At 38.1% G+C, this 25,138-nt stretch carries 21 protein-coding genes; 6 read left to right on the forward strand and 15 right to left on the reverse strand.

Annotated features, from left to right (window positions below; translation table 11 throughout):
* Window positions 1-78 precede the first annotated feature (78 nt).
* Window positions 79-1,005 (reverse strand): bifunctional riboflavin kinase/FAD synthetase, encoded by a 927-nt coding sequence (gene ribF / locus H4J52_RS06670; protein ID WP_182181617.1) that lies wholly within the window; start codon window positions 1,003-1,005, stop codon window positions 79-81.
* Window positions 1,006-1,122: 117 nt separating this feature from the next.
* Entirely contained in the window at window positions 1,123-2,718 is a 1,596-nt protein-coding gene (gene murJ, locus H4J52_RS06675; RefSeq protein ID WP_182181618.1) for a murein biosynthesis integral membrane protein MurJ, read from the reverse strand.
* A 310-nt stretch (window positions 2,719-3,028) separates the two neighbouring features.
* Here murJ and rpsT point away from each other — a divergent pair, with 310 nt between their 5' ends.
* The 3 genes from rpsT (at window position 3,029) to H4J52_RS06690 (ending at window position 5,800) form a co-directional block, all read left to right on the forward strand.
* Window positions 3,029-3,289 (forward strand): 30S ribosomal protein S20, encoded by a 261-nt coding sequence (gene rpsT, locus H4J52_RS06680; RefSeq protein ID WP_182181619.1) that lies wholly within the window; start codon window positions 3,029-3,031, stop codon window positions 3,287-3,289.
* Window positions 3,290-3,496: 207 nt separating this feature from the next.
* Window positions 3,497-5,149 (forward strand): dipeptidyl-peptidase 3 family protein, encoded by a 1,653-nt coding sequence (locus H4J52_RS06685; RefSeq protein ID WP_182181620.1) that lies wholly within the window; start codon window positions 3,497-3,499, stop codon window positions 5,147-5,149.
* A 156-nt stretch (window positions 5,150-5,305) separates the two neighbouring features.
* Window positions 5,306-5,800, forward strand: a complete 495-nt coding sequence (locus H4J52_RS06690) for a peroxiredoxin (protein WP_182181621.1) — start codon at window positions 5,306-5,308, stop codon at window positions 5,798-5,800.
* Window positions 5,801-5,872: 72 nt separating this feature from the next.
* On the opposite strand, the gene dinB is transcribed toward H4J52_RS06690, so the two are convergent.
* Window positions 5,873-6,934: a DNA polymerase IV gene (dinB, locus tag H4J52_RS06695; RefSeq protein WP_182224395.1), complete on the reverse strand. Its 1,062-nt coding sequence runs from the start codon at window positions 6,932-6,934 to the stop codon at window positions 5,873-5,875.
* 221 nt (window positions 6,935-7,155) lie between these two features.
* On the opposite strand from dinB, the gene H4J52_RS06700 reads away from it, so the two are divergent.
* A complete protein-coding gene (locus tag H4J52_RS06700) occupies window positions 7,156-8,286 on the forward strand; it encodes a HupE/UreJ family protein (RefSeq protein ID WP_182224396.1) in 1,131 nt (376 codons plus the stop codon).
* A 121-nt stretch (window positions 8,287-8,407) separates the two neighbouring features.
* On the opposite strand, the gene metH is transcribed toward H4J52_RS06700, so the two are convergent.
* A complete protein-coding gene (metH, locus tag H4J52_RS06705; protein ID WP_182181651.1) occupies window positions 8,408-12,106 on the reverse strand; it encodes a methionine synthase in 3,699 nt (1,232 codons plus the stop codon).
* A 59-nt stretch (window positions 12,107-12,165) separates the two neighbouring features.
* Complete coding sequence (metA, locus tag H4J52_RS06710) at window positions 12,166-13,113, reverse strand: homoserine O-succinyltransferase (protein ID WP_182181652.1); 948 nt, start codon at window positions 13,111-13,113, stop codon at window positions 12,166-12,168.
* Between the two features lie 312 nt (window positions 13,114-13,425).
* Between metA and H4J52_RS06715 the strand changes: the two genes are divergently transcribed.
* Window positions 13,426-14,220, forward strand: a complete 795-nt coding sequence (locus H4J52_RS06715) for a class I SAM-dependent methyltransferase (protein ID WP_182181653.1) — start codon at window positions 13,426-13,428, stop codon at window positions 14,218-14,220.
* Window positions 14,221-14,341: 121 nt separating this feature from the next.
* On the opposite strand, the gene recA is transcribed toward H4J52_RS06715, so the two are convergent.
* Window positions 14,342-15,379, reverse strand: coding sequence for a recombinase RecA (gene recA, locus H4J52_RS06720; RefSeq protein ID WP_182181654.1), 1,038 nt, complete (start codon window positions 15,377-15,379; stop codon window positions 14,342-14,344).
* A gap of 337 nt (window positions 15,380-15,716) precedes the next feature.
* Between recA and mutS the strand changes: the two genes are divergently transcribed.
* Window positions 15,717-18,296: a DNA mismatch repair protein MutS gene (gene mutS, locus H4J52_RS06725; RefSeq protein WP_182181680.1), complete on the forward strand. Its 2,580-nt coding sequence runs from the start codon at window positions 15,717-15,719 to the stop codon at window positions 18,294-18,296.
* A gap of 63 nt (window positions 18,297-18,359) precedes the next feature.
* Here mutS and rpoS read toward each other — a convergent pair whose 3' ends face one another.
* The 9 genes from rpoS to ftsB form a co-directional block, all read right to left on the reverse strand.
* Window positions 18,360-19,283 carry an RNA polymerase sigma factor RpoS gene (gene rpoS, locus H4J52_RS06730; RefSeq protein WP_182181655.1) on the reverse strand — a complete coding sequence of 308 codons (924 nt, stop codon included), beginning with the start codon at window positions 19,281-19,283 and terminating at the stop codon, window positions 18,360-18,362.
* Between the two features lie 86 nt (window positions 19,284-19,369).
* Window positions 19,370-20,230, reverse strand: coding sequence for a peptidoglycan DD-metalloendopeptidase family protein (locus tag H4J52_RS06735; protein ID WP_259367829.1), 861 nt, complete (start codon window positions 20,228-20,230; stop codon window positions 19,370-19,372).
* A 29-nt stretch (window positions 20,231-20,259) separates the two neighbouring features.
* Entirely contained in the window at window positions 20,260-20,838 is a 579-nt protein-coding gene (locus tag H4J52_RS06740) for a YqaA family protein (protein ID WP_182181656.1), read from the reverse strand.
* Window positions 20,839-20,978: 140 nt separating this feature from the next.
* On the reverse strand, window positions 20,979-21,614 hold the full coding sequence (locus H4J52_RS06745) for a protein-L-isoaspartate(D-aspartate) O-methyltransferase (RefSeq protein WP_182181682.1): 636 nt from the start codon (window positions 21,612-21,614) through the stop codon (window positions 20,979-20,981).
* 68 nt (window positions 21,615-21,682) lie between these two features.
* Window positions 21,683-22,429 (reverse strand): 5'/3'-nucleotidase SurE, encoded by a 747-nt coding sequence (gene surE / locus H4J52_RS06750; RefSeq protein WP_182181657.1) that lies wholly within the window; start codon window positions 22,427-22,429, stop codon window positions 21,683-21,685.
* 4 nt (window positions 22,430-22,433) lie between these two features.
* Window positions 22,434-23,468 (reverse strand): tRNA pseudouridine(13) synthase TruD, encoded by a 1,035-nt coding sequence (gene truD / locus H4J52_RS06755; protein WP_182181658.1) that lies wholly within the window; start codon window positions 23,466-23,468, stop codon window positions 22,434-22,436.
* A 1-nt stretch (window position 23,469) separates the two neighbouring features.
* Window positions 23,470-23,970 (reverse strand): 2-C-methyl-D-erythritol 2,4-cyclodiphosphate synthase, encoded by a 501-nt coding sequence (ispF, locus tag H4J52_RS06760; RefSeq protein ID WP_182181659.1) that lies wholly within the window; start codon window positions 23,968-23,970, stop codon window positions 23,470-23,472.
* On the reverse strand, window positions 23,967-24,725 hold the full coding sequence (ispD, locus tag H4J52_RS06765) for a 2-C-methyl-D-erythritol 4-phosphate cytidylyltransferase (protein WP_182181660.1): 759 nt from the start codon (window positions 24,723-24,725) through the stop codon (window positions 23,967-23,969). Before ispD ends, ispF begins: the two co-directional genes overlap by 4 nt.
* A 7-nt stretch (window positions 24,726-24,732) precedes the next feature.
* On the reverse strand, window positions 24,733-25,035 hold the full coding sequence (gene ftsB, locus H4J52_RS06770; protein WP_182181661.1) for a cell division protein FtsB: 303 nt from the start codon (window positions 25,033-25,035) through the stop codon (window positions 24,733-24,735).
* Window positions 25,036-25,138 lie beyond the last annotated feature (103 nt).

Genomic DNA, 25,138 nt, shown 5'->3' on the forward strand with positions numbered 1-25,138 from the left:
GTTAGCTTCTGATAAGTTAATAATAAAATCAACATCGGTTACATATTAATTTTATTATTAACTCACGTATCTGTTTATTTACAAGTTTTGAACAAAGGCCTTTGCCTGTTCGCTGTCTTGTGATATTTGCATTGTTAATTCATCTAGTGATGAAAACTTTATTTCATTTCTTAGTTTTTTCAGCATAACCACTTCAATAGTTTGACCGTATATATCTTTATTAAAGTTAAAGATATGTACTTCTAATTGTTGTCTTATACCTGCAACTGTAGGCCTTGAACCTATATTAGCCACACCATAAAAACAATCTTCAACCGTATTAACTTTTACAACAAATACACCTGAAATGGGCGAAACTCGTCTTTTAAGTAGCACATTCGCTGTTGGAAACCCCAACTGCCGACCACGCTTATCACCATGAAAAACACGACCTATGATGGAATAAGCACGACCCAGCATTTCTTCTACATCGGCTAACTCATTATTTTCGAGGGCCTTACGTATTTTAGTACTGCTAATCCGACTGTCTTCAAGCTTAAAACTTGCGGTATCAGAAACAGTAAAATCAAATTTTTCACCTGCCTGCTTAAGTAAACTAAAATCACCAAGACGGTTCTTGCCAAAACGAAAATCATCACCAATAATTAAATGTTTAATACCTAATTGTTTTACTAATAATTGCTCTATAAATTCTGACGCGCTTTTGCGGGCAAATTCTCGATGAAAGTTCACACAAATTAAGCGTTGAACACCCAAATTTTTTAATAAAAAATATTTATCTCGCAAACGTGTCAGTCTTGCAGGCGCCGTATTAGGAGAAAATAATTCTTGTGGCTGTGGCTCAAAGATCATCACTGCAGGTGAACAGTTCAATGCTTTGGCTTTTTCAATTAAGGCTTTTATCACACGAGCATGTCCCAAGTGAACACCATCAAAATTACCTATGGTTAACACACAGCCATGATCTTCAGCTTGAATATTGTGGATACCGCGTATTAACTGCATTTAATTAAAAAACCTAAATTTAACTTACATTACTTTGCAAGTGTCGCCATTGAAGAATATAAACCGATAAATTATATATTACTCAAGCTTAAGAATCAGCACTTGAACGCAATTTCATCAATTTATTTTTACGTCTGCTTGAACTTTGAAATCTTTCACTCGTATTCCTAATGCAGCAATAGAAATAAAGTAACTCAGCATACCCAAAGAAATACAAATAAGTAATTGTTGAATTTGCATAGCGGTACTCATGGCTAACCACCCTTTAAACGGTGGCGACAACCCATAAAGCACTCCAGCCATTATGCCCGCGGAGAAAACAAGTCGAGCAAAAAACCACCAACTGGCTTTCGACAGTTCAAAAACATTGTTCTTTTTCAAGCCATGATAAAGCATCAGCGCATTTAAGGTTGCCGACATCGCCGTAGCTATCGCTAAACCCACATAACCAAAAAAAGGTGCCAACATCAAGTTGAAAACCATATTAGCAACCATTGCTTTAATACCTATTTTTACCGGCGTTTTTGTATCTTGTCGGGCATAATAGGCGGGCGCTAATATCTTAATAAACATAAAGCTTATTAATCCAGAAAGGTAAGCAAACAAGGCATAAGACACCTTTAATACCGTTGCTTCTAAAAACTCACCACGCATAAATAAAATCATAATAATAGGCTGAGCTAACACCATTAAGCCAGCAAGTGCAGGCCAACCAAATAGCGAAACAATTTTTAATCCCCAAGTAATCGTATCGCTAAACTCTTGGTTATTTTTCTTAGTATGAAGTTTTGCCAAACTTGGAAGAATGACTGTCGCAATACCAATACCAAATAATCCCAACGGAAATTCTAATAATCGGTCGGCATAATAAAGCCAACTGATAGAGCCTGTTACTAAAATAGTCGCGATGACAGTATCAAGCAGTAAATTAATTTGTGTCACCGAGACACCGAATAAGGCAGGTACAATAAGCTTGCGTATTTTTGTTACGCCTGGCTCATGCCATGCCCATTTTGGCTTAACAAAGACCCCCGCTTTAATCAAAAATGGAATTTGAAATAAAAACTGAGCTAAACCACCCAAAAAAACACCCCAAGCTAATGCATAAGCAGGATTTTCAAAAAATGGTGATAGATAGATTGCACAACCAATAATACAAACATTGAGTAATACGGGAGTGAATGACGAAACAGCAAATTTGCCAAAGGTATTTAACACCGCGCCAGCAAGGGCCGTAAAACTAACAAACCATAAATAGGGAAAAGTAATTTTAAGTAAGGTAGATGCTAATTCAAACTGCTGTGCTTTAGGGCCATCGTTAAGCCAGTCAACAAACCAGCCATAGCCAAACAATATAACAAAAAGTGGTGAGGCAACCATACCAAATAGTGTCACTAAGGTAATGATGACCCCTAAAGTACCTGAAACTTGCCCAATGAGTTTTCGTGTTTCGCCTTCACTAACACCAATACTGGCTTGCTCGTCTTTCGTATGATATTCACTCAACACGGGGACAAAAGCTTGTGCAAAGGCCCCTTCAGCAAACAATCGCCTGAAAAAACTGGGGATTTTGTTAGCAAAGAAAAAAACATCTGATGCCAAGCCCGCACCAATAATATTGGCGATAACAACATCTCGAACCAAACCGAGCACACGAGAAACCAAAGTCATAAAACTCACTATCAGACCTGATTTTATTAACTTTTTACTCAACGAATAGCTCCAATAAATTGATGAAAACAATGATTTTGCAAGATGTAATTTCTCATTAATATTATGCAGCTTTTTACTGGTTATAAACAAGTAAATGCAAAGAAGTTTTTAATCTATTTAAAATCCCGAAAATAACAGGTAAAATACCTGCATTATTTAGTAACCAATAATGATAATTATTATATAATGGTAAATCCATCGTTATTAAGTAAATTAAACCGGTAAAAGGTTTGACAATCGAGCTAAAAAAAGGCATATTTCCTCGCCTTAAATTTAGGCTATATATACAATCATATTTTAGGAGTTCACCTTGGCTAATTCAAAGCAGGCGAAGAAACGCGCGGTTCAATCAGAAAAACGCCGTCAACATAATGCAAGTCGTCGTTCGATGATGCGCACGTTATTTAAAAAAGTACTCGCTGCAATTGAAGCTGGTGACAAAGACACAGCATCTAAAGAATTTGCTGTTGCACAACCGATTTTAGATCGTTTTGCAAGCAAAGGTCTTATTCACAAAAATAAAGCCGCTCGTAGTAAGAGTCGTTTAAACGCTGCAATTAAAGCGCTTTAATTTTTGTTATTGAATTTAAAAACCAGCTTATGCTGGTTTTTTTTTGCCGTTAATTTAGCTTTCTCCCTTCTAAAATAAAACATGATCTTTAAGTCTTATCAAATTTCTAATCAGTAAAATCTTGCGCATCTTGCCATTTTTGTTAACCTCTCCTCGTTATATATAATAATTACATCATGAATATACAAAACAACGTGAGAATAAAAAATGAAACTAACAAAATTAGCTACTGGCCTTTTGCTTGCCACTAGCCTTTTAAGCGCTTGTAGTGAAAATAATAATACGCAAAATCCTGCTCCTACTTTATTAGTAGAAGCACAAAGTCGCTTAGACATTTATAAAACGGTAACGCTTAGTGCTGACTTAAGTCACCTGTCTGAAAACCAAAAACAAATGATTGTTCTACTGATTGAAGCTTCAGATATTATTGATGAACTTTTCTGGCAACAGGCCTTTGGTGAAGACAAAGAGACTTTCCTTGCGAGTATCGAAGATGAAAAAGCTCGTGAATTCGCCCGTATCAATTATGGTCCATGGGATAGATTAGACGGCGACAAACCTTTTCTTTCTGGGTATGAGGCAAAAGCACTTGGTGCAGAATTTTATCCAAGTGATTTAACTAAAGAAGAATTTGAGAAAACAGACTTTGAAGATAAAGACGGCTTATATTCAGTGGTCCAACGCAACAGTGATGGTCAGTTAACCTCTGTTGCATATTCCGAACTCTATAGCGACAGTATTAATCGCATTGCCGCTATTTTAGAAAAAGCATCAAGCCTTGCTGATGACAAAGAGTTTGCACATTACTTAAATTTACGTGCCACTGCTATGCGTCATGATGACTTTCAAGCCTCTGATTTTGCTTGGATGGATATGAAAAACAATCCAATCGATGTCGTTATTGGCCCCATTGAAACCTATGAAGATCTACTGCATGGCTCGAGAACAGCTTTTGAATCTTATGTGTTGATTAAAGATTTGGCTTGGAGTGCAAAGCTCGCTAAATATGCTGAGTATTTACCAGAGTTGCAAAAAGGCTTACCTGTTAAGAAAGCATATAAGAAAGAAATTCCGGGCTCAGATGCAGACTTAAATGCCTACGACGTTATTTACTATGCAGGGCATTCGAATGCGGGTAGCAAAACAATTGCAATTAATCTGCCCAATGACGAAGTAGTGCAATTAGAGAAAGGAACGCGTCGTTTACAGCTTAAAAATGCGATGCAGGCTAAATTTGATACTATCATGCTCCCTATAGCAAGCACGCTCATTGTGCCTGAACAGCGAGAAAATGTAACATTCACCGCTTTCTTTGCTAATACTATGTTTCATGAAGTTGCTCACGGTTTAGGTATTAAAAACACCATTAATAATAAAGGTACGGTAAGAGAATCATTAAAGGAACTCGCCTCAGCATTAGAAGAAGGTAAAGCTGATATTCTTGGCCTTTATATGATCCGTCAATTATTGATTAAAGGCGTCATTGAAGAAGGCACTTTGCAAGATTATTACACAACCTTCTTAGCGGGTATTTTCCGTTCAGTACGCTTTGGCGCGTCGTCTGCTCATGGTAAAGCAAATATGGTACGCTTTAATTATTTCGCCGAACAAGAGGCATTTACCCGTAACGCAGAAGGTTTATATTCTGTCAATATAGATAAAATGACAGCAGCTATTGATTCGTTATCTGAATTAATTTTAACCTTACAAGGTAATGGCGATTATGACAGTGTTGCAGCACTTGTTGCAAAAAGTGGTGTTATAAAAGCTAATTTAGCCGAAGACTTAGCTCGCATTGAAGCCGCTAATATTCCAGTTGATATTACGTTTAAGCAAGGTAAAAAAGTTTTAGGTTTATAATACTTTTAAGTTAATCCTTGATTGACGCTAAAATCTCATAAAGCCTATCCATTGCGATAGGCTTTTTTTTAATAAAAATTGAAAAGTATTTCAACTTATAGCGGTCTAATAAAAAGTTATTAAGATAACTCATCATTTAATACGAAAGGTTTATTCATGAAAACAGCTTTATCGATTTTTATTATACTGATCAGCTTGTTTACTTTTAATGCTCAAGCAAATGACGACATAAGTGCCAAAGCACCCACTTGGATACTATTAACTCAAGCGGGTACAAGTATTTCTTTAGCTGACTATCAGGGAAAACCAGTGATTTTGCACTTTTGGGCGACATGGTGCCCTTATTGTAAAAAATTGCAGCCTAAATTAGTTGAGCTAACTGAAAAGTATAAAAATACCGGCATTGAGATTGTTGCTATTAGTTTTAGTGAAGATGAAGGAGCAAAACCACAAGACTCGATTACTCAACGAGGTTATCAATTTATTACCGGTGTTGAAGGTGAAAAAGTTGCCAAGTTATATGACGTAAAAGGTACACCAACAACATTTTTTATCAATCGAAGTGGACAAGTTGTTTTCAAATCAACCAGTTCAAATAGTACCGATCCACGGTTAGAATTAGCGATTAAAGAAATAATCAAAAAAAAATAAGCAGAAAAATAAAAAATCGATGCGTAGCAAGTAAGCACTTACTTAAGCTACATTCACTATTTTATCTATTACTTACCAACTCAGAGACAGTTGTTTTATTTCTTTCACATCATGATGAGCAAAACCTAACGTTAAGCCAATTAAACGAATCCCCCTAGATTGACTGCGTAAAAGCGCTTTAACGAGTAGTTGCTTAAATGTGCTTTCATCACAACGCTGGCTCTGCTGTTCTACTGTCGTTTGCGTAAAATCATTAAACTTAAGCTTTACACCTTGTTTGCTTATCATCATGTGCTGATGCTTTTCTAACCGTAATAAAAGCTTCTGGTATAGAAGTTCAACGGCACTTTCGCACTCTTTTTCACAAGACAAGTCTTGAGAAAAAGTGGTTTCTATCGCTAATGATTTTCTTACTCTGTCGGTTTCTAATTGGCGATGATCAATACCAAAACTACGTTGATACAATGCAGGCGCAAACTTGCCGACAATAGGTGTTAATACGGCGACAGCACTTGCTCGTATATCTGCACATGACGAAAAGCCGTAACCCAATAACTTTTGTGCGGTTTTAGGGCCAATACCCGGGATTTTTTTCAACGGTAAATTTTCAACGAAACCACTAACGTCTGCGGGCGTAACAACACATTGACCATTAGGTTTGTTTTCATCACTGGCAATTTTAGCGATAAATTTATTAGGGGCAACACCTGCCGAGGCGGTTAGGTTGAGTTCATTAAAAATATCACGACGTATTTGCTCCGCAATGAGCGTCGCACTGCCGTTAAACGCTTTGTTACCGGTAACATCTAGAAAGGCTTCATCAAGCGACAATGGTTCAATCAACTGAGTGTAACGTTGAAATATCGCCCTTATTTGTGCAGAAACTTCTTGGTAAACAGCCATTCTGCCTGAAACAATAACTAGCTCAGGGCAAAGTTGCATCGCCTTAATTGTTGGCATTGCAGAGCGAACACCAAATTTTCTTGCTTGGTAATTACACGTACATAAGACGCTTCGGGGCCCTGTACCACCGACCGCAAGTGGCACATTACGTAAAGACTCATTGTCTCGCATTTCAACCGCTGCATAGAAACAGTCCATATCTATATGTATTATTTTTCGGCTTTGAGTCATGTTTTAATTATAGTAATCATGTTTATCAAAAGTCCCTTATTTCGTTGTGAAAAAATATAGCGTATTATCGCTATGGGCAACCCAAACTGTATGTAAATACAGTATAAGCTTTTAAGTTAATAGTTCAATACTGAAATAATAATTTGACCACTGTTAATTTCATGCTAAATACGTTAATTTGTCGCTTTATTTTTTATCAATGACTAGCTGATATTACTTTTATGATTACGCGCCTTTTACAAACAACTTTTGCCCTATTACTACTTTTATCACCTGCACTAGTGAATGCTCACACCAATGAAGTTAACCAAGCAGAGCTTAAATTACTTGTAGAGAATAACTACCAACTTAGTATCGATATTGATGTTTTACATGTCATTAAAAGTCATCAAAAATCATCAGTAGATGAGACAGATTTAATTAATCATCTAAAAAACCTCTCTTTAATTGAAACAAAGCAATTACTCTCAAAAATATTGCAAATAATAAATCAACAAAGCGCTTTTATTATTGATGAAGAAAGTGTGCTTGTTGCCCCTTTTTCAGGGCTAACGGTATTTGAATTAAAAGCAAGACTCCGCGCTAACTCACCGACTAAAACCATTAAGCTATTGTCGCAGGGTCAATTGCCACAAAAAAGTAACAACGCAGCCTTGATATTTTCGCCCATCTTAGGGGATGTCTTATTAACAGTCAGCCGTTCAGAGAAATCTTTAGTGCTATCCGGCCAGAACAGCCATCACTTTTCTATTGATGATATCAAGGGTGGCGTACGTAAACTTTCAACAGCCGAAATTAAGCTGCTTAATATTGTTGAGTATATCTATCAGGGGTTTGTACATATTCTGCCGCAAGGGCTTGATCATATTCTTTTTGTGCTCGCGCTATTTTTATTAGCCACGAAGACATCAACACTGCTCTGGCAGGTAAGTGCCTTTACTCTTGCCCATACCATTACGCTAGCTTTAGGTATATTTGGTATTATCAACCTACCTAGCAGCATTGTAGAGCCGCTTATTGCCTTATCAATTGCTTACGTGGCTATTGAGAATATTTTTTATCACAAACTGACAAAGTGGCGCTTATCCATTATTTTTGCTTTTGGTTTACTGCACGGTTTAGGGTTTGCAGCAGTACTTGTTGAACTGGGCTTACCCAAGAGTGAGTATGTCAGTAGCTTAATTTCATTTAATATTGGCGTTGAGTTGGGTCAAATAATGGTCGTTGCCTTGGCTTTATTAGCGACGCGCTGGTTTGCTAAAAAACCTCAATATAGACAATACGTGGTGATACCGTTAAGTGCGCTTATTGCCGTTATCGCTATTTATTGGTTTATTGAAAGAACCTTTTAATACGCAACACAGGTCATCTCGTCGTTTAACATTCAGTAGTCAAATGAACAACGGCCTTAAAGCTACTTTACAGAGATTTAAGGCCGTTGCCGTATAAACTAAATGATAATGGCTCTATTAATTACTCAGGTTCATAATCCAAGTTAGCTGACAGCCAACGCTCTGCTTGTGGCAATGTCATCCCTTTGCGAGTAGCATAATTAATCACTTGGTCTTTAGCGACTTTAGCGACCGCAAAGTATTTTGATTCTGGGTGAGCAAAGTACCAACCACTAACCGCGGCTCCAGGCCACATGGCAAAACTTGAGGTGAGCTCCATGCCGATGTTTTCTTCAACATTGAGTAGTTCCCACAACAAACCTTTTTCAGTATGCTCTGGACAGGCAGGATAACCGGGCGCAGGTCTAATACCTTGATATTTTTCGCGAATTAAATCGTCATTAGCAAGCGACTCTTGTGGGGCATATCCCCAGTATTCTTTGCGAATTTTTTCATGGAGATATTCAGCACTCGCTTCTGCTAATCGGTCGGCAACCGCTTTAACTAAAATACTATTGTAGTCATCATGTTGAGCGGCGAACTCCTTCACTAGGTCATCACAACCATAACCTGCAGATACCGCGAAAGCACCAACATAATCTTTAATACCCGACGTTTTATCGGCGATATAATCAGCCAAACAACGGTTAAACTGCCCTGCTGGCTTTTTACTTTGTTGACGTAATTGATGTAATTTCATCAATTGCTTATCTCGGTTTTCATCTGCAAATAAAATTAAATCATCTTGTTGACGATGAGCAGGAAACAGACCAAAAACCGCTTTTGCGGTTAACTTTTTACTGTTAATAATATCGTCTAATAAAGCATTAGCATCATTAAATAGATTAGTTGCCTCTTCGCCGACCACTTCGTGTCGTAAAATAAGCGGATATTTGCCTGATAACTGCCAAGTCATGAAAAATGGCGTCCAATCGATGTAGTTTCGAATGACATTTAAATCAAGATCATCAAGTACCGTAACACCAAGTTTATTGGGTATTTTAGGGGTATAGTTTTCAAAACTTATTGGCGCAGCATTGGCGCGTGCATCTTCTAGTGATATTAAGCTTGAACGTGGTCCTTTTTTATAATGACGCTCTCGCACCCGCACATATTCATCGTCTTGACGCGCTAAAAATGCCGCACGTTTATCACTATCATCTGAAAGTAAGGTACTAACGACTGAAACTGAACGCGACGCATTAGGTACATATATCACCGGATGTTGATATTGTTGTTCTATTTTAACGGCAGTATGAGCTTTTGATGTTGTCGCGCCACCAATGAGTAATGGCAAGTCAAAATTAAGACGTTTCATTTCTTTAGCAACATGCACCATTTCATCAAGTGACGGTGTTATCAAACCTGATAATCCAACCACATCGACCTTTTCGGCTTTCGCCACGCGCAAGATATCATCACAAGAAACCATGACACCTAAATCAATAATTTCGTAGTTGTTACATTGTAAAACAACTCCGACTATATTTTTACCAATATCGTGGACATCACCTTTTACCGTTGCCAGTAAAATTTTACCGTTTGATTTTATTTCAGTTTTTTCAGCTTCGATAAATGGATTTAAATGAGCAACAGCTTGTTTCATCACTCGGGCTGATTTTACCACTTGTGGCAGAAACATTTCGCCTGCGCCAAATAAATCGCCAACGATATTCATACCATCCATTAATGGTCCTTCAATAACATCAAGAGGTCGTTCAGCCACTAGCCTTGCTGCTTCAGTATCTTCGACAATAAATTCATTAATGCCTTTAACCAAAGAGTATTCTAAACGCTCTTTAATCGGTAGCTCACGCCACGTTAAATCAGCCTTATTATTTTTGCTTCCCGCTTGCCCGCGATAAGATTCAGCCACATCAAGTAAGCGTTCTGTTGCGTCGTCATCACTATTTTGTATAACATCTTCAACAGCAAGGCGGAGATCGTCAGGAATATCTGAATAAATAGCTAACTGACCTGCATTTACAATGCCCATGTCCATACCATTTTTTATTGCGTGATATAAAAACACCGCATGAATCGCTTCACGTACTGGGTTATTACCACGAAATGAAAATGACACGTTAGAAACACCACCAGAAATCATCGCATGAGGCAGGTTTTCTTTTATATCCGCAACCGCTTCAATAAAATCTACCGCATAGTTATTATGCTCTTCAATACCAGTGGCTACCGCAAAAATATTCGGATCAAAGATAATGTCTTCTGCAGGAAAACCTATTTCATTGACTAAGATTTCATAAGCACGTTTACATATTTCATACTTACGTACCCGTGTATCTGCTTGACCTTGCTCATCGAAGGCCATAACAATAACAGCCGCACCATAACGGCGTAAAAGTTCAGCTTGTTTACGGAAGTTTTCTTCGCCTTCTTTCAAGCTGATTGAGTTAACAACCCCTTTACCCTGAATACATTTCAAGCCTTCTTCTAAAATATCCCATTTAGAAGAATCAAGCATAATCGGCACTTTCGCGATATCAGGTTCACCGGCGATTAAATTCAAATAACGGATCATCGCCGCTTTTGAATCAAGCATGCCTTCATCCATATTTATATCTATAATTTGCGCGCCATTGGCGACTTGTTGTAGGGCAACTGCGACCGCTTGTTCGTAATTTTCTTCGGTAATTAAGCGCTTAAATACAGCAGAGCCCGTAACATTGGTTCGTTCACCAACATTAACAAACAATGAAGTTTCATCTAGGGTTAACGCTTCAAGCCCAGACAAACGACAAGCAATTTTCCTTGCGGTGATCTTCCTAGGTTTTACATTGGCAACCGCATCGGCCATACCTTTTATATGCGCCGGCGTTGTACCACAACAACCGCCAATAATGTTAAGGAATCCCGATTCAGCCCACTCATTGACATGAACATTCATATCTTCGACGCTGAAATCGTATTCACCAAAGGCATTAGGCAAGCCTGCATTAGGATGAGCTGAAACAGCAAAATCTGATATTCGACTCAATTCTGCCACATACTGTCTTAGTTCAACCGGACCTAATGCACAGTTCAAACCAAATGAAATAGGTTTCGCATGGCGCAATGAATTATAAAAAGCTTCGGTGGTTTGCCCAGACAATGTTCTGCCTGAGGCATCAGTAATGGTACCCGAGACCATTACAGGTAAACGTAACTGCAATTCATCAAAAACAGTTTCAACCGCAAAAATAGCCGCTTTAGCATTTAAGGTATCAAAGATAGTCTCAATAAGAATAATATCTGAGCCACCTTCAATCAGTGCTTTCGTTGATTCTATGTAGGCATCTTTTAATTGATCAAAAGTCACATTACGATAAGCAGGATCGTTAACATCGGGAGAAATAGAACATGTTCTATTCGTTGGCCCTAAAACGCCGGCAACAAACCGAGGCTTATCAGGGTTTTTAGCGGTAAATTCATCCGCTGCAGCACGGGCTATTTGTGCCGCCGCTAAATTGATTGCCGCACTGTAAGACTGCATATCGTAATCTGCCATCGCAATCGTCGTGGCATTAAAAGTATTCGTTTCAAGAATATCAGCACCCGCTTCAAGGTATTCATAGTGAATAGCTTTAATTACCTCGGGCTGGGTTAGCACTAACATGTCATTATTGCCTTTGACATCAAGATGCCAATCAGCAAATTGTTCACCTCGATAATCTTGTTCTTCAAATTTATAGGCTTGGATCATCGTCCCCATAGCACCATCTAAAATAAGAATTCTTTTTTGTATTTGTTGCTCAAGACGACTAAATGATGCTGATTTTTTCATACGATTTCTCTACTTTTACTTTCAAACTTAATTTAATGGCTAAATATATCCGACACTGTTTATATTTCTGCATCTGGGTGTATTGCTTTAATATTTGTTGCGTCTAGCTTGTACGGTGTGATCTGATAGACATAATAGTTTAACCAATTAGTAAATAACAAACTGGCATGACTACGCCATGAACTGTGTGGCACTTTTGTTATGTCATCATTAATATAGTAATTATTGGGCATAACTGCGTTAATATCGGCTTTAAGGTCACGTTGAAACTCTTCATCTAGTGTGGTTGAGTCATATTCTGGATGACCGGTTAAATAGACCTGCTGTTTATTTTTGCTCGCGACCACGTAAACCCCTGCTTGAGGAGATTCAGCAATAATCTTTAATTCAGGAATTGAGAGGTAATCAGATTTATCAATATATCCAAATCGTGAGTGTGGGACATTAAAAAATTCTTCAAAGCCGCGGGTAAGCTGTTCTTTTTGGTCGATGGGGCTATGTTTAAAAACACCGGATAATTTTTCTTTTCTTAAATGTCGTCGTAATCCATAGTGATGATATAGAGCGGCATGAGCAGCCCAACAAGAAAACATTGTTGAGGTGACATTTTCTTCAGCCCAATCAAATATTTCACAAATTTTATCCCAGAAAGTTACTTTTTCGTATTCCATTAACGCCAATGGTGCACCGGTTATAATTAAGCCATCGTATTGCGTATTCTTAATGTCATCAAAGAGACGGTAAAAATTATCTAAGTGCTCTTTCGGCGTATGTTTGGATTCATTGGCGTGAATACGTACAAAATCAACATTTATTTGTAAAGGTGTATTAGACAATACCCGTAATATTTGAACTTCTGTTTCAATTTTATTAGGCATTAGATTGAGAATAGCGACTTTCATTGGGCGAATTTCTTGACTTGCCGCTCTACGCTCAGACATTACAAAAATATTTTCTTCACCTAAAATAGACAAAGCAGGTAATAAATCTGGAATTTTAATGGGCATAGCGTTTACCTAATCAAATAATGTCAAACAAGCATGAACACTTTGTTCTCTAATTTCACGTATTAACTTTTATATAAATATGAGTATTTGATGGTACGTGTATTTATAGCTATGTCAACATCTAAACGTATAGACGTCTATAACGTTTTATTTCATTAAATAAGTAACTCATTGCTTTGGCATTGAAAGTAAGCAGATTGTTAATGTTTAATAACCTATCTGTATTTATTTATGAGTAACATCTTGAAGTGTTATTTTTTATTAGATTGCGGTAATATCAAAACTCTGAAGAAAACATGGCAGATTTTACCCTTGACTATAAAAGTACTTTCCCCGGTAGAACGACATAATAATGACGTCATTAAAACTTATGACAGTATATTAAAAGATATACAAGATGAAGAAGCGCTTATTTTTATGAATCATGGCTTCGCTCCATGTGAAATTTTATTAGATGACATTGATAAAAAATGGAAACATCAAATATCGCTTTACAACAACATGCTAATTCAAGCATTCAAGCTTGGTTTAAGCGAAGTCCTAACCGATAAATCGATTTTAGAAATAGGAAGTGGACGTGGCGGTGGCTTAGCTTTTGTTAAAAAATATTATAATCCAAAACAAGCAACAGGCGTTGACCTAAATAAAAATCAAGTAACTTTTTGTGCTAACACTCACAAAATAGAAGGTCTGCACTATATGGAGGGCGACGCATGTGCCTTAAATATTGAAGACAACAGTATTGATATTATCTTTAATGTTGAATCATCGCATTGTTACTCAAATATCAATCAATTTTATCGCCAAGTTAGTGATAAACTTAAACCTGGAGGCTTCTTTCTCTATACCGATATATTTTTCCCGGATGAGAAGCTTTATGATGATTTTTTAGCTTTTAAACAGAATTTAATTCCTGGCATGGATATTTTATATGCTGAAGATATGACCGAAAACGTCATTAATGCTTGTCGATTAGATAAAGTAGACTTTAAAACAACACTGCCCAAGACAATTGCGGCTTTAATGTCAGAAATTGCTGAAGTTAAATTAGATAAATACGAAAAAGGTCTTATTAAATATATTACGGTTGTGGCAATAAAGCGCTAACGCTTCATTGTAAATGAATAGCGACTATTAATTGATTATAATAATCAAATTTACATTCTTCAGATATAATAAGCCACCGCAAATGCGATGGCTTATTAAGATATAGATGACTAATAACAGCTTATTCGGTAACCGCTTCTTCTTTAGGTAATTTATCACCCGCTCTTACGCTTTTAACTAACAGTAATTCACGTAAACGTTTATCAAGCTCTTTTGCCATTTCAGGTTTTTCTGCTAACGATTTAGAAGCGTTTGCTTTACCTTGGCCAATACGATCGCCATTGTAACTGTACCAAGAACCCGCTTTTTCAACCATATTATGCTGAACACCTAGGTCAATTAATTCACCTAAGCTGTTAATCCCTTCCCCATATAAAATTTGAAATTCAGCTTGTTTAAAAGGAGGCGCTATTTTGTTTTTAACCACTTTTACGCGGGTTTCATTACCAATAATTTCGTCGCCTGCTTTTACAGCACCGATACGTCGAATATCTAAACGAACAGAAGCATAAAACTTAAGTGCATTACCACCCGTTGTGGTTTCAGGAGAACCAAACATTACACCAATTTTCATACGAATTTGGTTAATGAAAATAATCATGGTATTTGATTTTTTCAAGTTACCCGTTAACTTACGCATTGCTTGTGAAAGCATACGGGCTTGTAAACCCATGTGTGAGTCGCCCATATCGCCTTCAATTTCTGCTTTGGGTGTAAGTGCAGCAACAGAATCGACAACAATAACGTCTATAGCACCTGAACGCGTTAGCATGTCACAAATTTCCAATGCTTGCTCACCAGTATCAGGCTGAGAAACAAGTAATTCGTTGATGTTAACACCTAACTTTTCAGCATAAATAGGGTCAAGTGCATGTTCAGCATCAACAAAGGCACACACTTTACCGTTACGCTGAGCTTCAGCAATAACTTCAAGTGTTAAGGTTGTTTTACCACTTGATTCAGGACCATAAATTTCAACAACACGCCCAAGTGGCAAACCACCCGCACCGAGTGCAACATCAAGCGCTAATGAACCTGTAGAAATGGTTTCAACATCCATGGTGTTATTATCACCAAGTTTCATAATTGAGCCTTTACCAAATTGTCTTTCAATTTGACTTAATGCTGCTGCTAATGCTTTTTCTTTATCATCTTTCATGTTTGTTCCGCCGATGTTGCTAAGATTTCGTTTTGATGAAGCAAGTATACTGTATGACCGTACAGTATCAAGCTTTTTTACAACTATTTTAATTATATTATCAAAAACAAAACGAGTTGACTTTTAAGTCATTGATAAACAAAAACATAACGAACATTAATAACTTTTAATCATTACTCACCAAAAAGTTACTATTTATATTATCACTGTAAAATCCTTTCATAAATCTTATCGTATTCAGTAAAAACTTTAGTTAAATAAATAGAGTCTAAATTTGCCAGTTATGACATAATTGTGACCTTACTCTTTCATTGAACTTATGAGTTACCGCATAGAAATGACGACAGCAAACTTAGACTTATCCTCACACACCCCTATGATGCGCCAGTACTTAACCATTAAAGCTGAGTTCCCTCATATTTTAATTTTTTATCGCATGGGTGACTTTTACGAATTATTTTTTGATGATGCGAAAAAAGCATCTGATTTGCTCGATATTTCATTAACCGCTCGCGGCAAGACAGGTGGCAATGCTATACCAATGGCAGGCGTTCCCTATCATGCGGTGGAGAATTATCTAGCAAAATTAGTACAACTGGGTGAATCTGTTGCCATTTGTGAACAAATTGGTGACCCAGCAACCAGTAAAGGTCCTGTTGAACGTAAAGTTGTTAGAGTTATTACCCCAGGCACAGTGAGTGATGAAGCATTATTACTTGATAAGCATGACAACCTAATTGTTGCGGTAAGTGAAGGCAATAATAAGTCATCGCAACGCTTTGGACTGTCTTATCTTGATATGACCAGTGGCCGCTTTGTACTGACCGAGCCAAGCACCATCGAGCAGTTACAAGCTGAATTACAGCGTTTATCTCCTGCTGAACTCCTCTACAGTGAGTCGTTCTCAGCGCCAGAGTTACTAAAAGGCTATCAAGGGTTAAGAAGAAGATCTGAATGGGAATTTGATTTAGACACGGCCATTAATTTACTCAATACACAATTTGGCACTAAAGAACTTTCTGGCTTTGGTGTTGATGATAAATCATTAGGCTTAATGGCCGCTGGTTGCTTATTCCAATATGTAAAAGAATGTCAACGCAGTGCGCTTCCTCACATTCGAGCCATTATTTGTGAGTCTTCTGCTTCTGGTGTCATTTTAGATGCGGCAACTCGTCGTAATTTAGAACTCACGCAAAACTTACAGGGTGGCTTTGAAAATACCCTCGCATCGGTATTAGACAAGTCAGCGACACCAATGGGTTCTAGATTACTGAAGCGTTGGTTACATTTTCCTTTACGTGATTTAAACATATTAACCGCACGTCAAAATGCAATTAGTGAACTATTGTCACAAGATTTAACGTCTGAATTATTTAGCCAACTTAAATCTTTTGGTGATATTGAGCGTATTGTTTCTCGCATTGCCTTACGCTCTGCGCGTCCAAGAGATTTTGCTCGTTTACGTAATGCCTTAAGTCAATTGCCTGAACTTCAGCAACATTTACACGCTTGTCAGCAAGCACATATCACTGAATTAGCGTCACAAAGTTTTCCGATACCCAACTTACACGACTTATTACAACATGCTTTAGTTGAAAACCCACCCGTTCTTATCCGTGATGGTGGTGTTATTGCCAAAGGCTATCATGAAGAACTTGATGTGTTACGTGACTTAAGTGATGGTGCTACTGAATTTCTTGCCCAACTCGAAGCGCGTGAAAAAGAACGTACGGGTATTAGTTCCTTAAAAGTAGGTTATAACAGGGTTCATGGCTTCTTTATTGAAATGAGTCGTACTGCCGCGAACGATGTACCTGATGATTATATTCGTCGACAAACCTTAAAAAATAACGAACGTTTTATTACCAATGAACTAAAACAACACGAAGAGAGAGTACTCAGTGCCCAAAGTAAATTTCTCGCATTGGAAAAACGTTTATATGATGAACTGTTCGATTTAGTCTTACCCGATTTAGAAAAGCTGCAGTTACTTGCACAAGCAATTGCCGAGTTAGATGTCTTGAATACTTTTGCTGAACGTGCCGAGAGCTTGAATTACGTACAACCCAATTTAACAAAAAATAACGGTATTGAAATTAGCGCGGGTCGCCACCCTGTTGTCGAGTTAATGACAAGCGAACCCTTTATTGCCAATCCAGTAACGTTAAATACCGAACGTAAAATGCTGATAATTACTGGCCCTAACATGGGCGGTAAATCAACCTATATGCGGCAAACGGCACTCATTGTTTTATTGGCTCATATTGGTTGTTATGTACCGGCAGATTCAGCAAGTATTAGTATGGTTGATCGTATATTTACCCGTATTGGTGCGTCTGATGATCTAGCCAGTGGCCGATCAACTTTTATGGTTGAGATGACAGAAACCGCTAATATCTTGCATAATGCGACAGAAAAAAGTTTAGTGTTATTGGATGAAATAGGTCGAGGTACCAGTACTTATGATGGTTTATCTCTTGCTTGGGCGTGCGCTGAAATGCTGGCGATTAAAACCAAAGCTTTTACTTTGTTTGCCAGCCACTATTTTGAATTAACACTTTTAGCCGAGCAAATACCGACACTGGTTAATGTACATTTAGATGCGGTTGAACATGGTGATACCATTGTCTTTATGCATAGGGTTCAAGAAGGTGCTGCAAGCAAAAGCTTTGGCTTACAAGTAGCACAATTAGCTGGTGTGCCTAAGCCGGTTATTCAACGAGCAAAACAACGCTTGGCTGAACTTGAAAAACAACAGACGCCTTCTATTATCAATGTTGAACAGCAACCTTTTGAGCAACTTTCATTTATTGAAAATACTCACCCCATACTTGAGTCCTTATCATCAATTGATGTCAATGATTTAACCCCTAAACAAGCATTAGATTTATTGTTTGAGTTTAAAAGTAAAATTTAACCGCTTATGGTTGGCATAAAAAAACCAGCAAATGCTGGTTTTTTTATAGACTCAATCAGTTAATTAAGCTTGGAACAAGGCTTCTATTGATAAATCTTGTTGGCTCAATATATCCCGTAAACGCTTAAGTGCTTCAACTTGAATTTGGCGAACACGTTCACGTGTCAAACCAATTTCTACGCCAACGTCTTCTAATGTTGCCGCCTCGTAGCCTAACAAACCAAAACGACGAGCAAGTACTTCACGTTGCTTAGAGTTCAATTCATTTAGCCAATGAATAATGTTATTTTTAATATCTGTAGTTTGTAGGCTGCCTTCTGGGCCGCCACTCTTGTCATCAGGAATAACGTCTAATAATACTTTGTCGTTTTCACCACCAAAAGGTGAATCAACCGATGTCATACGCTCATTCAAACGTAGCATTTTAGTAACATTAGCCACCGGGACATCAAGCTGTTCAGCAATATCTTCTGCGGTAGGTTCATGGTCAAGTTTTTGGACCAATTCACGCGAGGTGCGTAAATAAATATTGAGTTCTTTTACGACATGGATAGGTAAACGGATAGTGCGGGTTTGATTCATAATGGCACGTTCAATCGTTTGACGTATCCACCATGTTGCATAAGTTGAAAAACGGAAGCCACGTTCTGGGTCGAATTTTTCTACGGCGCGGATCAAACCTAAATTACCTTCTTCAATTAAGTCGAGTAATGGCAAACCACGATTGTTATAGCGACGGGAAATTTTAACAACTAAACGCAAGTTACTTTCGATCATGCGTTTTCTAGAGGGCTCGTCACCTTTAAGAGCAAGGCGAGAAAAATAGACTTCTTCTTCTGCGCTAAGTAGCGGAGAAAAACCAATTTCACTTAAATACAACTGAGTAGCATCTAAATTTGATGGAGCATCTTCTCTATCTTTAGATGATGCTTTAGTTGACTCATTTTTATCTACAACAGTATTTACTAATTCTTTTTCTATACCCATGCTGTATCTCCCGATATGCTGCAAAGTCTACTATCACTGATTAAGTATTCACACGAACTCCAATTTATTATTATTATTATTATTTATTATTTCGACAGATACTTCATTGGGTTAACTGATTTTCCGCGAAAGCGAACTTCAAAATGAAGCATAACTCTTTCAGCGTCTGTATCACCCATTTTAGCGATAACTTGACCCGCTTTTATCAACTGCTGTTCTTTAACTAAGATACTCTCATTATGAGCATAAGCACTAAGGTAATCATCATTATGTTTAACAATAATTAACCGTCCATATCCTCGTAAAGCATCACCGGCATAAACGACTACGCCATTAGCTGTTGATTTAACCGAGTCACCGCGTGTACCTGCGATATTTATTCCTTTATTACCTTGTTTTGCTGTAGAAAACCCTTCAATGACTTTTCCTTTAGCAGGCCACAACCAAGTCCTTATCTTTTGAGAAAATGTTGTGCCATTTGCAGAGGTTTTGTTGTTTACTTTTTGCTCTCTTACGTTTTTACCATACGCCTGCTTTTTATTTGATGCAACAGGTTTTTTTACCCTTATTGGTTTCTTATTTTTTTGCTTTTCAACGCGAGCTATATGATTACTGGCTTGAGCAGAATTTTTGACTAGAAATAATTTTTGTCCAGGAAATATTCTGTAAGGTGACGCTAGGTTATTGAACGTTGCCAAGCGATTAATATCAACATTAGCACGCCACGCAATAGAATATAAAGTTTCACCTTTTTTGACTATGTATTCACGTCCCTTTAAGCTGCTTTTAAGACGTTTGCTTAAAGGGATGGAGCCTTGAACATCAACAACAGGTGCAGGTTTATGGTTCGAAGAACAGCCCGCGAAGAACAAACTAAGCGCTAAAAAAGCGACATAGGTGAGCTTTTTATAGGGCAGAAAAAAATAGTGTTCAATATGTAAAGTCAAAAAGCATTCCTAATGTTGTCGATATTTATTTACCGCAATAAAAAATAAGCAACGATGATAAGTCCAACAATGATCCAACCCAGTAAATCTACCCATTGCCTTATCTTTTGTTCCATTGCTGCGCCGCCCCAACGAATAACGCCTGCAACCAAGAAAAACCTCATGCCACGGCCAATCGCAGAAGCGATTAAAAAAGGTAGAAAGGCCATTTGTAAGAAACCGGCACTCACGGTAAATAATTTATAAGGGATCGGTGAGAAGCCCGCAATAAAAACCACCCAAACACCCCACTGCACAAACCATAACACCACAGCATCAAAGGCCTCTTGTTTTCCCAGAGCGGTAATTGCCGGTTGTATCCAAGGTTCAAACATATAATAACCAAGTAAATAACCAACCGAGCCCCCCAAAATAGAAGCAACCGTCGTTAACGTTGCGTACGACCATGCTTTATTCGGTTTAGCTAAGACCATTGGCGCAAGCAGCACGTCAGGGGGGATAGGAAAGAATATAGATTCAGCAAACGTTAATAGTGCCAGCATTCTTGGCGCAAATTTATGCTCAGCAAAACGAAGTGTCCATTCATACATCTTTGAAAAAATTTTCAATTAATCATACCTTTTGTACAATAATAAAGAGGATATAACCTTGCCTAGCTTGTTTTACGAAGGCGCAGCAAAGCTATGGGTATCATTCAGGTTTCATCATTTAAAAAACAGTTAAATTTTGTCTTCTTTACAGACAACAATTAAATTAACGCGCCAGGAACAAGCGGCACAAATTTAACCATCTCAACTTGCTGTTCTTTATATTCGTCACCGTGACGAGTAATGACTTTTAGTATTTGTGTCTCTGATCCTACGGGAATAACTAAGCGTCCCCCTTCAGCTAATTGTTCTAATAATGCTTTAGGGACTTCTGTTGGCGCTGCAGTAACGATAATCGCTTGAAAAGGAGATTTACTACTCCAACCTTTCCAACCATCGCCATGCTTCATTGAAACGTTGTTTAAGTCTATTGACTGTAGGCGACGCTTTGCCTGCCACTGTAAAGATTTGATACGTTCTACCGAAAAAACTTTAGGCACCAACTGCGTAAGAATTGACGTTTGGTAACCTGACCCTGTACCTATTTCTAAAATACTTTCAGGCACACCGTCAGCTAATAATAATTCCGACATTTTCGCAACGATATAGGGCTGAGAAATAGTTTGCCCTTGTCCAATGGGCAGCGCAGTATTATCGTAAGCTTTATGTGCCAATATTTCTGGAACAAAAAGATGACGCGGTGATTGAGCAATGGCATGCAATACTCGCTGATCACGTATTCCTTCGGTATATAATTTCTGCGCCAATATTTCGCCACTACGACGTGATTTACCGATGAAACGGCTCCCTACCTTTACATTCATAACGTGCTCTTTTTATTTTTCTTATCTAAAATTAAAGTCGACTAAACGGTTAAGTCACCCACCCAACGAGTGATTGATTCCAAACTGCCATGCGCGGTCATATCGACCGTTAATGGTGTTATTGACGCATAGCCATGAGCAACAGCATGAAAGTCAGTGCCTTCTCCACAATCTTGTTCTTGGCCTAAGCGGCCATACCAATAAATATCACGTTGCCATGGGTCTTGTGTTTTTTCCATCATCTCAGCTTTATGGCGATTACCCAAACGTGTTACTTTTATACCTTTTAATTCATCAAGAGGAATATCAGGCACATTAATATTGATAATTTGATCCGCCGCTAATGGATGTGATTGCAAACGCTGAATAAATTTTGCAGTGACTACCGCTGCTGTTTGGTAATGCTGCTCACTTTGTCCCACCAATGAAACAGCAATAGCCGGCATGCCCATATGACGTCCTTCCGTTGCTGCCGCTACCGTGCCTGAATATAAGGTATCATCACCTAAATTAGCGCCACAGTTGATGCCTGCGACAACTAAATCTGGCGTAACAAGTTGGCTTATCCCCAGGTGAACTGAATCTGTGGGTGTGCCGTTAACTGAAATAAAGCCATTGTCTAAAGTCTGAATGCGCAACGGGTTCAATAATGTTAAAGAATTACTGGCGCCACTACAGTTTCTATCGGGTGCTACCACAGTTATATCAGCTATTTTCGCTAATTCGTCATGTAAAATTTTAATGCCTAAAGCATGCACGCCATCGTCGTTACTTAATAATATTTTCATCCGTTTAGTTTCCTACTCGTTCAGTCATATCTTGATAATTAATAAGTTCACGCAATATGGTTGTTGCATAACACCCCGAAGGGAGAAAAAAACTGAGCGTTATCGTATCATTTTCAGCGGTAATTTGACCTTCTGTTAATGATAATCTTATTCTGCGTCGCTCTTGTTTTAAGCCAAATTTGACTAAGCCCTGGCAAAAATCACTATATTCGTTAGCAATTTCTTGCTCTAATTGTTGCGATTCACCTTGCGACATTAATTCACCCGCCCCCCATAGGGCAGCCGTTAAATCGATATCTTTTTCTTGAAAGCGCTGCATGATGGTTTTGTCAATTGCTTCGGCTAAAAAAACCGATTGCGTACCACTCAACATAAAAACATCACCGATACTTAAAGATTCAAACTGATTATTTTCAATACGTTGGCTAATTATTTGATTAAAGATCTCTGAACGAGCAGCAGATAAATACAGACCTCGTTTCTTTTTGTCTTTTACTTTCTTTCCTTGAAATAATTCTAAAGCTCTATCAAGGTTACCACCATTAATACCAAAGCGTTGTTCACCAAAGTAGTTAGGCACGCCAAATTGGCTAACAGCAGCCCATCGTCGTAAGACGTCATCAATATTACTCACTTTTCGTAACACCAATTCAAAGCGATTACCTGATAAGGCCCCAATACGCAACTTTTTGTTATGGCGTTTTACCGAAAGCACTTCAACACCTTCAATGGCTAAATTACTTAGATCATAAACAGTCTTACCGGGAAGATGGATACCAAACCATTGCTCGGTAACGGCAAAGCGGTCTTTAAGACCAGCATAGGAGACAAGCCCTTCTTTTACTTTGAAATACTTAGCTAACTCCCGAGCGACAACGAGGGTATTAGCACCGGTTTTTCTAATATGAATAAAGAGATGTTCGCCTTCACCACAAGGTTCAAAAGGTAATCTTTCGAATACCTTAAAGTCTGACATTTCACTACGTAACTGACCTGTAGACTCCGGTTGTGTGTATAAATATTGTAATGACTGACTCATATTATTGATTTTTCTCTATAACGGCTGTAGAAGATTTTAGTAATAAGACAACGGCATGAACCGCTACGCCCTCTTTACGGCCTGCATATCCTAATTTTTCAGTGGTTGTTGCCTTAACATTCACTTGATCAAGTTCGGCGTATAAGTCTTCACTTAAGCAAGTACGCATCGCTAGTAGATGCGGTGCTATTTTAGGTGCTTGTGCAACAATGGTAATATCAGCATTTCCCAGTTGATAGCCTTTTTTAATCATCAAGTTAACCACATGCTTTAATAAAATTCGACTAGAGATATTTTCATATTGGCCATCAGTATCAGGAAAGTGATTACCAATATCGGCTAAGCAAAGCGCGCCTAATATTGCGTCACATAACGCGTGGATAGCGACATCACCATCAGAGTGAGCGATAAAACCCTTTGGGTAATCTATTTCTACACCCGCTAATATAAGGGGACCCATACCGCCAAATTTGTGTACATCAAAGCCGTGACCTATTCTCATGCATTTTCCTGTAATTTGTGTTTTTGTTGCTGTTGTTTTTGCTTAGCTAAGAAAAAAGCAGCGAGTGCGAGATCATCAGGATGGGTAATTTTGATATTTTCACTACTTGCCCAAACCAACAAACTAGGTACATTAGCAAATTCAATCGCTGATGATTCGTCAGTAATATCAGCGTCTTGACTAAGACCGTTAATGATAGCCTCTTTTAACGCCTTTACTTTAAACATTTGTGGTGTCAGCGCATGCCATAAATTTTCCCGAACAACCGTTTTTAGTACTTGGTGTTCAGCTAAATCTCCACTGAATGAGCGTTTCATCGTATCGCGAACCGGCGAAGCTAGCAGGCCACCAGTTTGTTTTTCTATACATGCTTTCATCAAGTTAGAAATATCGTCATGGCAAACACAAGGTCTTGCTGCATCATGCACTAACACCCAAGCGTAACACTCAGTATCAATAACCTTTAATCCAGCAAGCACCGAATCAACTCGCTCTTTACCGCCAATAACTGTTTGAATATTTTGGTTATTTACCAATGACGTGCGCGGAAAATACTCATCATTACCACTAAGGGCAATAATCACTTTGTTTACCAATGGATGACTGAGTAATCGTTCAACGGTATGTTCTAATATGGTTTTATTATCAATGGTTAAATATTGCTTAGGGCAATTAGCCAACATACGTTTACCCACGCCAGCAGCAGGAACAATGACAACGAATTGTTGAGTAAGCGTTATCGGCTTAGTTAACATAAAATTATTATTCCGGATCTATTTGCATAGTATTTTTTTCTGATGGAATTAAACGAAAAAATATTTCGCCTTCCTTTATCATGCCTAATTCATTTCTGGCACGTTCTTCAATGGCCTCAACGCCAGACTTTAAATCATCGGTATCAGCATAGAGTAATTTATTACGTTGTTTAAGTTTATCGTTATCAAGTATTTGACGTTGTACTTCATTCTCTAAGGCAAGGTAATCAGGCACACTATTTTTACCGAACCAGAGCCGATGTTGTAATAACACGATAAAAATCAGTAGAAGTACGGTTATTGCGCGCATAGAAACCTAAATAAAGCCTAAAATTGATCTATATAAATACCAGTATAACGACCATTATAAATAGGTGTTTGCTAGTGTAAACATTATTAGCACATTTAACATT

Origin of the sequence: Colwellia sp. MB02u-14 (genome assembly GCF_014076915.1) — a bacterium.
GTDB lineage: Bacteria > Pseudomonadota > Gammaproteobacteria > Enterobacterales > Alteromonadaceae > Colwellia_A.

Excerpts from the sequence above, each read along its gene's own strand:
- ribF (WP_182181617.1), bottom strand. The coding sequence starts at position 1,005 with ATGCAGTTAATACGCGGTATCCACAATATTCAAGCTGAAGATCATGGC.
- H4J52_RS06685 (WP_182181620.1), top strand. The coding sequence starts at position 3,497 with ATGAAACTAACAAAATTAGCTACTGGCCTTTTGCTTGCCACTAGCCTT.
- H4J52_RS06690 (WP_182181621.1), top strand. The coding sequence starts at position 5,306 with ATGAAAACAGCTTTATCGATTTTTATTATACTGATCAGCTTGTTTACT.
- dinB (WP_182224395.1), bottom strand. The coding sequence starts at position 6,934 with ATGACTCAAAGCCGAAAAATAATACATATAGATATGGACTGTTTCTAT.
- H4J52_RS06700 (WP_182224396.1), top strand. The coding sequence starts at position 7,156 with ATGATTACGCGCCTTTTACAAACAACTTTTGCCCTATTACTACTTTTA.
- metH (WP_182181651.1), bottom strand. The coding sequence starts at position 12,106 with ATGAAAAAATCAGCATCATTTAGTCGTCTTGAGCAACAAATACAAAAA.
- metA (WP_182181652.1), bottom strand. The coding sequence starts at position 13,113 with ATGCCCATTAAAATTCCAGATTTATTACCTGCTTTGTCTATTTTAGGT.
- recA (WP_182181654.1), bottom strand. The coding sequence starts at position 15,379 with ATGAAAGATGATAAAGAAAAAGCATTAGCAGCAGCATTAAGTCAAATT.
- mutS (WP_182181680.1), top strand. The coding sequence starts at position 15,717 with ATGACGACAGCAAACTTAGACTTATCCTCACACACCCCTATGATGCGC.
- rpoS (WP_182181655.1), bottom strand. The coding sequence starts at position 19,283 with ATGGGTATAGAAAAAGAATTAGTAAATACTGTTGTAGATAAAAATGAG.
- surE (WP_182181657.1), bottom strand. The coding sequence starts at position 22,429 with ATGAAAATATTATTAAGTAACGACGATGGCGTGCATGCTTTAGGCATT.
- truD (WP_182181658.1), bottom strand. The coding sequence starts at position 23,468 with ATGAGTCAGTCATTACAATATTTATACACACAACCGGAGTCTACAGGT.
- ispF (WP_182181659.1), bottom strand. The coding sequence starts at position 23,970 with ATGAGAATAGGTCACGGCTTTGATGTACACAAATTTGGCGGTATGGGT.
- ispD (WP_182181660.1), bottom strand. The coding sequence starts at position 24,725 with ATGTTAACTAAGCCGATAACGCTTACTCAACAATTCGTTGTCATTGTT.
- ftsB (WP_182181661.1), bottom strand. The coding sequence starts at position 25,035 with ATGCGCGCAATAACCGTACTTCTACTGATTTTTATCGTGTTATTACAA.